We start from the raw sequence: 14052 nt of genomic DNA on the forward strand, positions 1-14052 counted from the left end.
CCCCTTCAATATGGTTGCCATGTCTCGACCCGGAAGCTGTCGGGATGGTAGCGCGTCACTTCTTCGCCGCCATCCTTGCCGGGAAAATCGGTCGAGTCCGCATTGACCAGATAGAGACGGCCGGTGCGATGATCGATGTCCATCATGCGGGCGCCGAACGCGGTGCGGATCGTGGCGACGACACGCAGGCTGTCGGGCCCGTCGCGCTGGATGACCGTCATCGACCCTTCGTAATTGCTGCTGACGATCCGCTCGCGCTCTTCGTCATAGGCGAGCGCGTCGAGCCCCTTGCCGATCGGCACGCGCGACAGGATGGCGCCGCTTGCCGGATCCATCAGGAACACCGCGGGTTTGTCGCCGCCGCACGCACCGAGCAGGCGGTCGGTCGCGGCGAGATATTTCATCTTCGACACATTGCAGCCGACGTCCCAGCGCGCCTGTTCCTTGAGCGTCGCCGAATCGAGCCGGAGGACGAGGCCGTCGAGCCGGGCGGGCGCATAGAGATGGCCTTTGCCGTCAGCGGCGGGATCGTCCATCTTGCGAAAGGGAAAGCGCGTCGTCCGCAGCAGCTTGCCCGTCGCGGCGTCGAGGCTGAACCAGGTCGCCTCGCTGGGCCGGGTGCCGGTGATGATATGAAGCTGCCCCGTCGCGGGATCGAGCGAGCCGCTGTTGAGCCCGCCGTCGCCGGCGAGCGGCGTCCGCGCGATGAGTTTCAGCGTCTTGAGATCGAAGCTCAGCAGCGAGCCGTCGGCCATCGCAACATAGCCGCGATTATATTTCGGAAGCAGGATCGGGCCGTTGGCGCCGACCGAATTTTCGATCGTCGCGACGGCTTGCCCGCGATCGACGTCATAGACGGTCAGCCCATCCTTCAGCCGCGCCATGAACAACCGCGAGGTGCCGGGTTCGAACTTCACATAATCCCAGCCCGTATCGCCGCTCGGCAGCGTCACGCTGTTCGTCATCGCATAAGGCAGATCGGGCGCCGCGTCCTGCGCGAGGGCCGGGGCGCCGCACAGCAGCGCGGCGGCCCAGAGAAGCGAGATCGGTTTCATCGGGAGAACTCCGGTTTCGAGGAATGGATCAATGAAGATGGCCGTGCGCGCGCGGTTCGCGCATGCGCAGCGCGACGACGAACGCGACCGCGCAGACCGCCGAGACATACCAGGCGAAGACCTGTTCGTGCCCCATCTGCTTGAGCGTCAGCGCCGCATATTCGGCGGTACCGCCGAAAATCGCCGACGCGATCGCATGGCCGAGCCCGACGCCGAGGGCGCGAACATTGGCGGGGAACAGCTCGGCTTTGAACAGCCCCGAGACCGAGGTGTAGAAACTCATGATCGCGAGCGCCGCGAATATCAGCAGCAGCGCGCTGCCCATCGTCTGCGCCTTGCCGATCGCACCGAGCAGCGGCACCGCGAACAGGGCCATCCCGCCGCTGAAGATCAGGAGGTTGGTTCGCCGCCCGATCCGGTCCGACAACAGACCGAGCAGCGGCTGGAGCAGCAGGAAGGCGAAGGTGACGATCAGCATCGTCCGGCTCGCGATCGTCACGTCCATGCCCGCAGTGTTGACCAGATATTTCTGCATATAGGTGGTGAAGGTGTAGAGCGTCACCGCCCCCGCCGCGCTGAGCGCCATCACCGTCAGCATCGCGCGCGGATGCTGCATCAGCGTCCGGAGCGATCCCGCCTCGTCGCCCTTGCCCGCTGGTTCCGCCGTCTCGTGCATCGCATCGCGGAACAGGATGAACACGCCGGCCAGCACCGCGCCGAGGAAGAAGGGAATGCGCCAGCCCCATTCGCGGATCGCCACGTCGCTCATCGCCGTCTGGAGCAGGAAGACCGTAAGCAGCGCGAACAATTGTCCGCCGATCAGCGTCACGAACTGGAACGAGGCGTAAAAGCCGCGCTTGCCCGGCTCGGCGATCTCGCTGAGATAGGTCGCCGCCGCGCCATATTGGCCGCCGGTCGAAAAGCCCTGCATCAATCGCGCCACCAGCAGCAGCGCGGGCGCCGCGGCGCCGATCGTCGCATAGGTCGGCAGGATCGCGACGAGCAGCGAGCCCGCGCCCATCAGCAGTACCGAGGCGATCATCGCGGCGCGGCGCCCGTGGCGGTCGGCATAGCGCCCGAAATACCAGCCCCCGAGCGGACGGATCAGGAACCCCGCGGCATAGATGGCGGCGACATTGATCAACTGCGCGGTGCGGTCGCCTTCGGGAAAGAAGGACGAGGCGAAATAGAGCGCGGTGTAGGCATAGGCATAGAAATCATACCATTCGATCAGATTGCCCGCCGACCCGGCCACCGCCGCGCGCGCGCGCGTCCGACGATCGAGCGCGTCCGGCGGCGCCGGGCGCGGGGCGGGCGCGGCGTCGGGATCGGCCGGTACGCCGGCCAGGCCGGACCTATCGGACATCATCGTCTCCCTGCCGACATCGGCGCCGGTCCGTTCGGGTCAATCGGCAAGCGCGCGCGAACGCGCTGCGGCGGCCCTGACCACCGCCGCAGCGAGCCGGTCGATCGCATCGTCGCGGTCCATCTCGCCAAGCCCCGCCGCCGTGGTGCCGCCGGGACTCGTCACCTGGCGCCGAAGCTCTGCCAGTTCAGCGGAGTCCTGTTCCGCCAGCGCGGCGGCGCCGGTGAAGGTCGTGCGCGCGAGTTGCATCGCGAGCGGTGGCGGCAGACCCGCCTTTTCGCCCGCCAACGCCAGCGCCTCGGTAAAGCGGAAAAAATAAGCCGGGCCGCTCCCCGACACCGCGGTCACTGCGTCCATCTGCGCCTCGTCGTCGAGCCAGAGCAGCGCCCCGGTCGGGGCGAGCAAGGCTTCGACGCGTGCGCGGTCGGTGGCGTCGATCGCTTCGCCAGCGGCGGCGGCGGTGATACCGCGACCGATCGCGGCGGGCGTGTTGGGCATCGCGCGAACGATCCGCCGCGAACCGCTTAGCGCCCCGCTCAGTCCTGCCAGCGTGATCCCGGCCATGATCGACACGCAGAGCGCGCCGCCGTCCGCAAGCGGCCCGAGCGACGGCGCCAGCGATGCGAAGACCTGCGGCTTGACCGCGAGCACCACCACCAGATCGTCGGATGCGAGCGCGTCGAGCCGGTCGACACGCGTCGCGCCATCGGGCAGCGCTTCGGCGAGCGGATCATGGACGAATATATGTTCGCCGCCCGCCCAGCCGCGCGCCATCGCGCCGCCCATGCGTCCGCAACCGACGAGGAGCACGGGCATCAGCGCGCGTCCCTGTAGCGTTCGGCGAGCCTGTCCTGCCGCGAGCGGCTCTCCGTCTCGCGGCCTTCGACGATAACGTGGAGCGCGATGGAAGAGGGCTCGAGCGGATCGCCGTCCCAGACCACGAGATCGGCATCGGCGCCGGGCGCCAGCGTCCCGCCGCCGCGGCCCCAGATCGCCAGCGGATTGACCGTAACCGCGCGCAGCGCATCGATATAGGGCAGGCCGTTGGCGACCGCGAGCCCAGCGCCTTCGCGCAGCCCCATGCCCGCATTATAGGTCGCATGGATTGCGCCGCCCGCCTGTCCGACCGCGACGCGCACGCCGGCTTTGGTCAGGATCGCGGCATTGTCCTGCCGCGCGCCGAGCTGGTCGAAACTGAACGGCAGGTTCGCGACCGGATCGAGGATCACGTCGACCTTCGCCGCGGCAAGAAGGTCGGCTGCGCGCCACGCTTCAGCCCCGCCGACGACGATCACCCTGATCCCGAAATCCGATGCCAGCACCGCCGCCTGCCGGATATCGGATTCGCGGTTGGTCTGGATCGCCAGCGGCACATTGCCTTGCAGCACGCCGCGGATCAATTCTTCGCCCGGCCGCCCACCGGGCGGGCCGCCCGCCGGGGCGTCGCCCTTGCGGTCCTTCTTTTTGTCGACCGGAGGCGGTGGCACGAGGCCGCGCTTGCCCTCGTCGAGCGCCTTGCGCAGCGCCGCCCATTGCACGCCGCGCGAGCCGAGCCGGTCCCACGCGCCGCCGCCGATGACGGCGTAGACGCCGACATTGGGCTTATCGAGGATGTCGACCCCGTCGCGCAACCGCGCCAGCGCCGGCTCGCCGCTGAAAGGAGCCTGGCGCGAGGGCGACGGAAAGATGAGCGCGCGCGTGATCCCGTCGGCGCGCGCGAGGCTGACGAGCGTCGAGTTGCCGTTGAGCGCCCGGCTGACGTCATTGCCCGGATTGCGTTCGTCGGCCGAGCCGGTGTCGCTGGTGTCGGGCGATCCCGCTATCTCGACGAGGCCGATCTGGGTCGCGCCGTTGACGAGGCCCGGCGTCACCGGCTTACCCCGCGCGTCGATGATCGTTGCGCCCTCCGGCACGCCGCCGCCCGCCGCGACCGAGGTGATGCGCCCGTTGTCGATGACGATCGTCGCGTCACGGATCGGCGTATCGGCCTCCAGCGTCCAGGCGTCGGCGTGGATCACCGCGATCGTCTGTGCGGCGGCGGGCGTGGCGAGCGCCAGGGCGAGCAGGCTGACGAGCGTCCTCACTGGCCGATCCCCCCGCGCCCGAGTTCGAAGTCGGATACCGGTTCCGCGCGCGGCTTCGACCGGTCCCAGGCGATCGCGCCGCCGATGAGGACAAGGTCGGCGCGGCTGTAGATGCTGAACGGATCGCCCGACCAGAGGACGATGTCGGCCTCGAACCCCGGGGCGAGCGTGCCGATGCGTTTTTCGAGTCCCAGCAGCTTCGCCGGGTTGCTCGTCGTCCATTTGATCATCGTCTCGGGCGGCGTGTCGATGCCGATGCGCCGTCCCGCCGCCGCCGCCTTCGCCGCCGCGATATTGAGCCGCTGGCCGTCGTTCGCCGAATCCGAATGCATCATCACGCAGACCCCGGCGCGTTCGAGCAACGGCGCCTCGGCGCGGATCGCGTCCTGCGCCTCGACCTTGAAGCCCCACCAGTCGGCCCACACCGCGGCGCAGGTCCCCGCCTCGCGCAGCAGGCCGGGGATCTTGTACGCCTCGGTCGCGTGATGGATCGCCCCGATGCGGAAACCGAACTCCTTCGCGACCGACAGCACCGCCGCGATATCGCCCGCGCGGTAGCAGTGGAGATTGACGCGGACATCACCCGCGAGGATGCCGGCGACCGCTTCCAGCTTCAGGTCGCGCGACGGCATGGTACCGACCCCGGCGCGCGCCTGTTCGACCGCGCGCTTGTAGCGTTGCGCGTCGAGGAATTCCTGCCGCATATAGCTGATCACGCCCTGCCGGCTCGTCGGGCCTTCATTGTCGTCGTCGGCGCCCCAGCTCTTGGGATTTTCGCCGCACGCCATTTTGAAGCCCTGCACCCCGCCGGTCACCTTCATGTCCCACACAGTCGCGCCGCGAACCGGTTTCACCACCACCGAGCGGCCGGCGAAGATCGGGGTCGAGCCGGGCAATATCTGGGTCGTGGTCACGCCGTTCGCCAGCGCCCGGTCGAACGCCATGTCCTGCGCGTTGACCGCGGTTTCGATCCAGGTGTCGGCCGCATTGGGGGTGCTGACCTCCGACACGTCGGAGGCTTCGCGGTCGATCGCGGTGAGCGGCAGCACGAAGGTCCCGTTGTGCGTGTGGACGTCGACCACCCCGGGGGTGATCCAGCGCCCGCGCGCATCGACTTCGCGGACGCCGGGGTTCGCGAGATTTTTCCCCATCGCGACGATCTTGCCGCCGCGAAGGAGGATGTCGCCGCCGTCGATCCGCCCACCGACACCGTCGAGGATGGTCGCACCGCGGAGCAGCAAGTCGTCCGCCGGCGGCGCGTGATAGCGGCTCGGGAAAGGGTCCTGCTGCCAGGGCCATGAAGCCTGGCGCTGCGCCCCCGCGGGGCCGGCCGTGCACAGGATCGCGCCGATCGCGGCGAGCAGTCCGATCCGCTTCATGCTCATGATCGCCCCCTGTTGAACCGCCGCATCCAGTCCGTCATCGCCGCGTCGGGAAGCGTCCCGAGGATCGAGGCCAGCGTGTCCTTGCCCTCATCCTGCCCGAGCTTGAACTTGCCCGTCAGTCCGGCGACGGTCGCACGAAATCCGATGATGCGGCCGAGCATACCATGATAGCGCTCGCCAAGCTCTTCCTTCGTCCAGGGCTGCAGCCGTCCCTTTTCCATCGCATCGATCAGCAGATCGAGCGAAGGCCCGGTCAAGGCGTCGTCGAAGTGCACCGCGGCGCGGACCTTGACCTGCGCATAGTTCCAGGTCGGCGCCCAGTCGCGAAGCCCCGCATGTTCGGGACTGACATAGCTGTCCGGACCCTGAAAGAGGATCGTCGCGCGCGGATCGGACAGGAGTGCGGCATGAAGCGGGTTGGTCCGCATGAGGTGGCCGATCAGTTCGACCAGATCCCCTTGCGCGTCGAAGCGGCCGATCAGCGGCAACAGGCTCGCCTCGATGTCGGCCGCGCCGCCGCCGCAAACCCAGGCGAGCGGATAATCCTCCACCAGCTTGCGTACATCGGCCCCGTCAAATCGTTCGAAAAGCGTCACGCCGCCCCCTGAGAAAAGCCTTTCGTGCTCCGCCCCGCGACTCATCGCCGGCCCGGCACGCACCCCGTCGTACCGTTCTTGTCGAGCAGCCTTGGCTCTCCGACAAGCACCAAAAAAAGAAAGCTGGGGGGACCAGCGGGCACTTGCCGCGCCGCCCTGCCCTCGTTACCCTTGGCTCCCGACTCGAAGGATTTCTTCGGAAAGGACTGGTCCAATGCTCCGACCCTGGCAGGTGAGCCTCAGCGAACGGATCGATCCGTCGCGCGAGACCCCCATCTATATGCAGATCATCCAGGCGCTGATTCGCGACATCGAGCGCGGCAAGCTGACATCGGGGACCTATCTGCCCAGCAGCCGCGAAATGGCGAAGATATTGGGGGTCAACCGCAAGACCGTCGTTTTCGCCTATGAGGATCTCATCGCGCAGGGCTGGCTCGATTCCGCCGGCACGCGCGGCACGATGGTCGCGGCAGCGCTGCCCGACCCGGTCAAGCGTCAGCAGGGCGATGTCGAACTGACGATGAGCAGCGTGCGGGTCGACTATCGCTATTCCGAGCCGCCGGCGCGGCCGATCGCGCTGCCCGGCGGATCGGGGCTGAAGATCGACGAAGGCGCCCCCGACGGGCGGCTTTTTCCCACCGAATTGTTGGCGCGCGCCTATCGCGGCGCGACGAACCGGGCGGCCGAGATCAACGGCTTCCAATATGGCGACCCGCGCGGGTCCCCCGCACTGCGCGAGGGCATCGCGTCGATGCTGCGCGGCCAGCGCGGGCTTTCGGTGACCGCCGAAAATATCTGCATCACGCGCGGCAGCCAGAACGGGATATTCCTCGCCTCGCAGGTGCTCCTTCGCCCCGGCGATTCGGTGGTCGTCGAAGCGCTGACCTATGAGCCGGCGGTCGCGGCGTTTCGCGCTTTCGGCGCCAATATCGTGCCGGTCGGGCTCGACGAGGACGGGATCGACATCGACGCGGTGGAGCATGCGTGCCGCCGCAACGCGGTCCGCGCGGTTTTCGTTACCCCGCACCACCAGTTTCCGACGACGGTCTCGCTGCGCCCCGAACGGCGGCTCCGCCTGCTCGAACTCGCGCGCCAGTTCGGCTTCGCGATCATCGAGGATGACTATGATCACGAGTTTCATTTCCATTCGCAGCCGCTGCTGCCGCTCGCGAGCTATGGTCCAGGTCAGGTCATCTATGTCGGATCGATGTCGAAGCTGCTGCTGCCGGCGCTGCGCATCGGCTATGTCGCGGCGCCCCCCGCCATCGTCGATGCGATCGCGCACCGCGTCTCGCTGACCGACGGCATGGGCAATGCGCTAACCGAGGATGCCGCGGCGGAGCTGATCGAGAATGGCGAGTTGCGCCGCCATGCGCGCAAGGTGTGGCAGGTCTATTCCGAACGGCGCGAGAATTTCGCGGCCGAACTCGACAAGACGCTCGGCGATATCGTCCGGTACAAGATGCCCGACGGCGGGCTCGCCTTCTGGCTGCGGTTCGGCGATATCGACCTTGACCAAATGGAGGCGCGGGCGTCGGCGATGGGCCTGCGCTTCGCCTCGTCGCGCTCGTTCATGACGCATCCCGATGCGCCGCGCGGGCTGCGGATCGGTTTTGCCAGCCTGAACAGCTATGAAGCGCGCACCGCGCTCGCCGCGCTGCGCAAGGCGGCCGCAGGCTGACGCCTTGGTCCCATCGATGGCACCATTGTTGGAGGTTTTACGATCCACGGCGATGGGGAAATCTGCAACGATCCAGGAGGGAAATTCATGAAACATAATGTCGCGTTGGTTTTCGCCGCAGCCTTGCTGCCGTTCACGCCCGCAGCGGCCCAGCAGGCCCCCGCGCCCGCTCCGGCCGCCGAAAAAGCGGCCTGGCCCGAGGCCTGGTTCGAAATCTTCAAGCTCGCCCCCGGCAAGCAGGAAGAGTTCATCCGCCGCATCGCGCAGGCCGACGAGGTCGCCGCCGCCGGCGGTTTTCCGCCGACCCAGCTGTTCTTCCATGAAAATGGCGCCGATTTCGACGTCATCCTGTTCAAGCCGGTGACCGGTATCGAGCCGACCCCCGCGCAGGAAGCGGCGATGGACAAGAAGCGCAAGGAGCTCGGTCTGCCGAGCGGCCCCGCCTATTTCGTCAACATCCGCGAACTGGTCGCCGAACATACCGATTCCAAGACCTATGGCCCGCTCTCCGCGGCGACGTGGCTCGGACGCCTCGACACATGGCGTGCCGAGAACCCGCCGCGGAAATCGGTGGCGACCAAGTGATGATCGGCCGCCGCACGCTCCTCGCCGTCGCCGGCGGAACCGCTGCGGCGGCCGTCTCCCGCGCCGCCTTTGCCAAGGGCGGCGACACGCTCGACACCGCCTATATCAACGGCCGCATCTGGACCGGCGCCGGCCCGGCGACCTTCAGCGACGCGATCGGCGTCAAGGGCGACCGCATCGCCGCGATCGGCGCCGACGCGGTTCGCTCGCGCACCGGCAAGGCCACGCAGGTCATCGACCTGAAGGGCGCCTTCGTCACCCCGGGCTTCATCGACCCGCACGTCCATTTCGTAATCGCATCGACGATGCTGTCGCAGCCGTCGCTGCGCGACGCCGAAAACCCCAAAGCATTCGTCGACCGCATCGCCGCGGCGGCGAAAGCGCTGCCCAGGGGCGAATGGCTGCAGGGCGGCAATTGGGACCAGGACCGCTGGGGCGGCGAGATGCCGCACAAGGACTGGATCGACGCGGTCACCCCCGACACGCCGGTCGCGGTCATCCGTTACGACCTCCACATGTTGTTCCTCAACTCGCTGGCGCTCAAGCTGGCAGGCATCGACCGCAACACCCCCGACGTGCCCGGCGGGGTGATCGAACGCGATGCGAAAGGCGAACCGACCGGCATCATCAAGGATGCGGCGAAAGAATTGGTGAACCGCGCGATCGGCACGCCAACGCCGGCGCAGATCGACGCGACGGTCGAGCGCGGCATCGCGATCGCGCTGAGCAAGGGCGTGACGCAGGTCCACCCGACCGAACTCGAAACGAGCAGCTTCGATTCCACCCGCCGCCTGCGCGCGAAGGGCGAAACCGGGCTGCGTTTCCGCCACTATCTGCCGCTCAAGGATTGGGAAGCGCAGGTCGAACTGATCAAGCGCGAGGGGCGCGGCGACGACTGGGTGCAGTGGGGGGCGTGCAAGGTCGTGTTCGACGGCTCGCTCGGGTCACGCACCGCGCGCTTTTACGAACCCTATGCCGACGATCCGGCGACGCGCGGCATCGTCGTCACCGACCCGGCCGACCTCAAGGCCTGGATCACCGGCGCCGACAAGGCCGGGCTGCAGGTGACCACCCACGCGATCGGCGACGAGGCGAACGACATCGTGCTCGACACCCTCGCCGCGGTCGCCAAGGCCAATGGTCCGCGCGACCGGCGTTTCCGCGTCGAGCATGTCCAGCATATGAAGCCGCACGCGATCGCGCGATTCAAGAAACAGGGCGTCATCGCCTCGGTCCAGCCCTATCATGCGATCGACGACGGCCGCTGGGCGGTGCGCCGGATCGGCGAGGAGCGGCTCAAGACCAGCTTCGCCTTCGGCTCGCTCGTCCGCTCGGGCGCGCATGTCTGCATGGGGTCCGACTGGCCGGTCGCGCCGATCGACCCGCTGACCGGACTCGAAGCCGCGGTCGACCGCGAAACGCTCGACGGGCTGAACCCGAACGGCTGGTTTCCCGAACAGCGCGTCACGCTGGCGCAGGCGATGCACAGCTATACGCAGGAAGGCGCCTATGCCGGCTTCAACGAGAAGAAGATGGGCGCGATCGTGCCGGGTTTGCTCGCCGACTTCGTGGTGTGGGACAGCAATCTATTTGCTATCGACTCGCATTTGCTTGTAGAGGCGAAAGTGCTCCGGACGATCGTCGGAGGACGGCAGCGTTACGGCTGAAAACTTCAGCCGTTTGTAACATAAATGCAAAGTTGGTCCCCAGTCGGCGCAACGAACTGGATGTTTAATGGCCCAATCGACGATCTAAGGTCGCCATACCGATAAGAGGCTTGGCCCCCGTGGCCTGCCGGCTCGGAAGGGGTTTTGGACACCAACAGGGGGAATGAACATGGTTGCCTATCGCAACATCTATCGGGGAAGCGCGCTTGCCGTTCTGGGCGTGGCACTTCTTTCCACCGCGCCGGCCCTGGCGCAGGACAGTGCCGAAGACAGCGAGAGCATCGTCGTCACCGCGCAGCGCAACAACCAGACTCAGGTTTCCCGCGAGGGATCGCTCGGCGCGCTGGGCAACATCGACGCCATGGACGCCCCCTTTGCGGTCAAGTCCTACAACGAAACGCTGATCCTCAACCAGCAGTCTCTGTCGCTCGGCGCGGTGCTAGAAAATGATCCTTCGGTCCGGACCTCGCTCGGTTTCGCCAACGCGTCCGAACAGTTCGTGATCCGCGGTTTTCCGCTGTTCGGCGAGGATATCGCGATCGACGGCCTGTACGGCGTCACGCCGCGCCAGCTCGTTTCGCCCGAACTGTATGACCAAGTCCAGATCCTGAACGGCGCCAGTTCCTTCCTTTTCGGCGCCGCGCCGGGCGGCACCGCGCTCGGCGGCACCGTCAACCTCTCGCCCAAGCGCGCGAAGGACAAGGACACCAACCGCGTCACCGCCAATTACCTGTCCGATGCGCATTTTGGCGGCGCTTTCGACTTTGGTCGCCGCTTTGGCGGTGAAGGCGAATTCGGCGTCCGGATCAACGGCGCGGGCCGCTGGGGCGATATCGCCATCGACGACGAATATCGCAGCTCGACTGTGCTCGGCGCGGCATTCGATTATCGTTCGGGGCCGCTGCGCGTGTCGCTCGACCTCGCCTATCAGCGCGCCAAGGTCCAACATATGCGCCCGATGGTTCAGCTCGCCTTCGGCGTCACGACCATTCCCGACGTGCCGAGCGCGAGCGGCAACTATGGCCAAGAGTGGAATTATACGACGCTCCGCGACATCTTCGGCATCGCAAAGCTCGAATATGATATCGCCGACAACTTCACCTTCTACGCTGCCGTCGGCGCACGTGACGCCGCCGAGCGGGGCCGCTACCAGAGCCTGACGATCGACAATCTGGTCAACCCCGGCGACGGTTACGCCACCGGTTCGAACATTCCACGCAACGACAATAACGAGGCCGGACAGGTCGGGCTGCGTGGCCATTTCGCGACCGGGCCGATCACGCACCAGATCAACGTCGGCGGTTCGCACAGCCGCTACGTCAATCGCAACGCCTATCAGTTCGGGATCTTTTCGCGCGGGCCCACCAACGGCACCAACCTTTATGACCCCGTCGATGTGGCGCAGCCGGCGTTCAATTTCTTCTTAGGCGGCAATATCGCCGATCCCTTCCCGATCAGCCGCACACGCCTGACCAGCTTCTTCGCGTCGGACACGATCGGCGCCTTCGACGACAAGCTGCTCGTGACCGTCGGCCTGCGCCGCCAGAAGATCGAGACCAGCAGCTATTCCTATGCCAATGGCGCAAAGACCGGCGGCTATAAAGAAAGCGCGACCACCCCGGTCGTCGGGATCGTCGTCAAACCGAGCGAGAATTTCTCGATCTATGGCAACCGCATCGAGGGTCTGGCGCAGGGTCCGGCGGCGCCTGCCGGCACCTCGAACGTCGGCGAGATTTTCCCGCCCTTCAAGAGCGTGCAATATGAAATCGGTGGCAAGGTGTCGTTCGGCAACTGGAACGCGTCGGCGGCGCTGTTTACGACCGACCGGCCGCAGTCGTTCGTAAGTCCCGACCCCGACGGCGCGGGTCCGCTGCTGCCGGTCTTCACGGTCGACGGCTTGCAGCGCAACCAGGGCTTCGAGCTGAGCTTCGACGGCGAGCCGACCAAGGGCCTGCGCATCATCGCCGGCGTGTCGATCACCGACGCGACGCAGAAGAAGACGACCGGCGGCGCGACCGACGGCCGCGACGCGATCGGCGTGCCCAAATACACCGCGAACGCGAACGTCGAATGGGACCTTGGCTTCCTGCCCGGTGTCACACTGACCGGCCGCGTCATCCAGACGGGCAAGCAGGCGTTCAACCTGACCAACACGATGGAACTGGGCGAGTGGACCCGCTTCGACCTTGGCGCACGCTATGTCGTCGCGGCGGGCGAGACCCCGATCACGTTCCGCTTCAACGTCGATAACGTGGCAAACAATGCCTATTGGTCCTCGTCGCTCGGCGGCTATCTGGTCCAGGGCCAGCCGCGGACGTTCAAGACCTCGGTGACCGTCGAATTCTGATCGGCGATCCAAATCCAGACGCTCTCACGGCCCGGCTGGCAACAGCCGGGCCTTTTTTGGGTGCGATGTTCCATCCGAAATCGCCCCTTGGCCCCATCCATTATCCGAAAGTGGATGTTTAGGGGACCCAATGCCGAGGCCAGAAGGGCAGGATGAGCGAGGCTGTTTCCAGCGGGCGCAAGCCCTTCCGCCGGTCGATCCTGACCATCCATCGCTGGCTGAGCATCGGCGCCGCGATCTTCTGGCTGCTTCAGGCGCTGACCGGCATCGCGATCGCCTTCCATTGGGAAATCACCGATGCGCAGCTTTCGAGCGCGCACCGGACCACCGACCTGACCGCCATCGAACGCCGCATCGACACGCTGGTCGCCGAGGACGCCGGCTCCAGCGCCACGACGGTGTGGACGACCGGCAGCGGCACCGACCGGTTCAACATCTATCTGCAGCGCAAGGATGGCGAAAGCACATCGGTCCGTATCCTCGGCGACGGGACGGTCATCGACCGCCCGCGCGCGGAGGAAAGTCGGCTGATGGGCTTTCTGGTCGATTTTCATCACGATCTGCTCGGCAGCTGGGGAAGCTGGATCGTCGCGATCAGCGGCACACTCCTTTGCTCGAACCTCCTCCTCGGCCTGATTGCCGCCTGGCCGAAGCGCGGGACCTGGCGGCGCGCGCTGGCGCCCGCGCGAAAGGGGCCGCCCGCCGCGCGCCTGTACAGCTGGCACCGCGCGCTCGGGCTGTGGGTCGCGCTTCCCGCGCTCGTCATCGCGGCGACGGGCACGCTGATGAAATTCGAGGATGGCGTCGGCGATCTGATCGGCGCGAAGAGCGTCGCGTTGCCGGCGGTGCCCGCCGCGGGACCCTCGATCGGATTTGCGCAAGCGGCGAACGCGGCGCTCGACGCGGTGCCCGGCAGCAGCTTGACGCAGGTCGCTTGGCCCAAGGGCGACGACGCGACCTTTTATGTGCGCGTCAACGCCCCGGGCGAAATCCGCCGCGCCTATGGCGACACGCGGGTGCTGGTCGACGCTAACACCGGTGCGGTGCGCGGGGTCTTCCCGATCGCCGAGGCCGAACCGGCGCGCGCCTTCATGAGCGCGCTGTTCCCGATCCATACGGGCGAAGCCGGCGGGATCATCGGCCGCGTCCTGTCGATCGCCGTCGGCCTATGGCTGGTGACGATGATCGTCGCCGGGCTGTTGCTGTGGCTGAAACGCCGAAAGCCGCGGGATCGGGCGTCAGCCTCGCGTCAGTGACAGACGCCAACATCGCGAACGCACGCCGCC

11 protein-coding genes are annotated in these 14052 nt (G+C 66.9%); 5 read left to right on the forward strand and 6 right to left on the reverse strand.

The genetic code is table 11. From position 1 onward, the window contains the following. Window positions 1-5: 5 nt before the first annotated feature. The 6 genes from EEB18_RS09550 to EEB18_RS09575 are packed head-to-tail and all read right to left on the reverse strand — an operon-like array spanning window position 6 to window position 6486. Window positions 6-1055 carry a YncE family protein gene (locus EEB18_RS09550; RefSeq protein ID WP_056345004.1) on the reverse strand — a complete coding sequence of 350 codons (1050 nt, stop codon included), beginning with the start codon at window positions 1053-1055 and terminating at the stop codon, window positions 6-8. A gap of 28 nt (window positions 1056-1083) precedes the next feature. Then, window positions 1084-2421 carry an MFS transporter gene (locus EEB18_RS09555; protein WP_187140002.1) on the reverse strand — a complete coding sequence of 446 codons (1338 nt, stop codon included), beginning with the start codon at window positions 2419-2421 and terminating at the stop codon, window positions 1084-1086. A gap of 39 nt (window positions 2422-2460) precedes the next feature. Continuing rightward, complete coding sequence (proC, locus tag EEB18_RS09560; RefSeq protein ID WP_187140001.1) at window positions 2461-3237, reverse strand: pyrroline-5-carboxylate reductase; 777 nt, start codon at window positions 3235-3237, stop codon at window positions 2461-2463. After that, the gene (locus tag EEB18_RS09565; protein ID WP_187140000.1) at window positions 3237-4505 is read right to left on the reverse strand and encodes an amidohydrolase family protein; all 1269 of its coding nucleotides are present in this window, start codon (window positions 4503-4505) and stop codon (window positions 3237-3239) included. Before EEB18_RS09565 ends, proC begins: the two co-directional genes overlap by 1 nt. Continuing rightward, a complete protein-coding gene (locus EEB18_RS09570; protein ID WP_262408183.1) occupies window positions 4502-5890 on the reverse strand; it encodes an amidohydrolase family protein in 1389 nt (462 codons plus the stop codon). Before EEB18_RS09570 ends, EEB18_RS09565 begins: the two co-directional genes overlap by 4 nt. Then, window positions 5887-6486 carry an FMN-binding negative transcriptional regulator gene (locus EEB18_RS09575; RefSeq protein WP_262408184.1) on the reverse strand — a complete coding sequence of 200 codons (600 nt, stop codon included), beginning with the start codon at window positions 6484-6486 and terminating at the stop codon, window positions 5887-5889. Before EEB18_RS09575 ends, EEB18_RS09570 begins: the two co-directional genes overlap by 4 nt. A gap of 214 nt (window positions 6487-6700) precedes the next feature. Between EEB18_RS09575 and EEB18_RS09580 the strand changes: the two genes are divergently transcribed. From EEB18_RS09580 to EEB18_RS09600, 5 genes are all read left to right on the forward strand, one after another. After that, complete coding sequence (locus tag EEB18_RS09580; protein ID WP_187139998.1) at window positions 6701-8167, forward strand: PLP-dependent aminotransferase family protein; 1467 nt, start codon at window positions 6701-6703, stop codon at window positions 8165-8167. 87 nt (window positions 8168-8254) lie between these two features. Then, window positions 8255-8752, forward strand: a complete 498-nt coding sequence (locus EEB18_RS09585) for a hypothetical protein (protein ID WP_187139997.1) — start codon at window positions 8255-8257, stop codon at window positions 8750-8752. Further along, window positions 8752-10419, forward strand: a complete 1668-nt coding sequence (locus tag EEB18_RS09590) for an amidohydrolase (protein ID WP_187139996.1) — start codon at window positions 8752-8754, stop codon at window positions 10417-10419. The genes EEB18_RS09585 and EEB18_RS09590 overlap by 1 nt, the downstream gene beginning before the upstream one ends. A gap of 169 nt (window positions 10420-10588) precedes the next feature. Further along, window positions 10589-12766, forward strand: coding sequence for a TonB-dependent receptor (locus EEB18_RS09595; RefSeq protein ID WP_187139995.1), 2178 nt, complete (start codon window positions 10589-10591; stop codon window positions 12764-12766). Window positions 12767-12918: 152 nt separating this feature from the next. Further along, entirely contained in the window at window positions 12919-14022 is a 1104-nt protein-coding gene (locus EEB18_RS09600; RefSeq protein ID WP_187139994.1) for a PepSY-associated TM helix domain-containing protein, read from the forward strand. Window positions 14023-14052: the final 30 nt, after the last annotated feature.

The sequence above is a fragment of the Sphingopyxis sp. OPL5 genome (assembly GCF_003797775.2).
GTDB lineage: Bacteria > Pseudomonadota > Alphaproteobacteria > Sphingomonadales > Sphingomonadaceae > Sphingopyxis.

Excerpts from the sequence above, each read along its gene's own strand:
- EEB18_RS09550 (WP_056345004.1), bottom strand. The coding sequence starts at position 1,055 with ATGAAACCGATCTCGCTTCTCTGGGCCGCCGCGCTGCTGTGCGGCGCC.
- EEB18_RS09555 (WP_187140002.1), bottom strand. The coding sequence starts at position 2,421 with ATGTCCGATAGGTCCGGCCTGGCCGGCGTACCGGCCGATCCCGACGCC.
- proC (WP_187140001.1), bottom strand. The coding sequence starts at position 3,237 with ATGCCCGTGCTCCTCGTCGGTTGCGGACGCATGGGCGGCGCGATGGCG.
- EEB18_RS09570 (WP_262408183.1), bottom strand. The coding sequence starts at position 5,890 with ATGAGCATGAAGCGGATCGGACTGCTCGCCGCGATCGGCGCGATCCTG.
- EEB18_RS09580 (WP_187139998.1), top strand. The coding sequence starts at position 6,701 with ATGCTCCGACCCTGGCAGGTGAGCCTCAGCGAACGGATCGATCCGTCG.
- EEB18_RS09585 (WP_187139997.1), top strand. The coding sequence starts at position 8,255 with ATGAAACATAATGTCGCGTTGGTTTTCGCCGCAGCCTTGCTGCCGTTC.
- EEB18_RS09590 (WP_187139996.1), top strand. The coding sequence starts at position 8,752 with ATGATCGGCCGCCGCACGCTCCTCGCCGTCGCCGGCGGAACCGCTGCG.
- EEB18_RS09595 (WP_187139995.1), top strand. The coding sequence starts at position 10,589 with ATGGTTGCCTATCGCAACATCTATCGGGGAAGCGCGCTTGCCGTTCTG.
- EEB18_RS09600 (WP_187139994.1), top strand. The coding sequence starts at position 12,919 with ATGAGCGAGGCTGTTTCCAGCGGGCGCAAGCCCTTCCGCCGGTCGATC.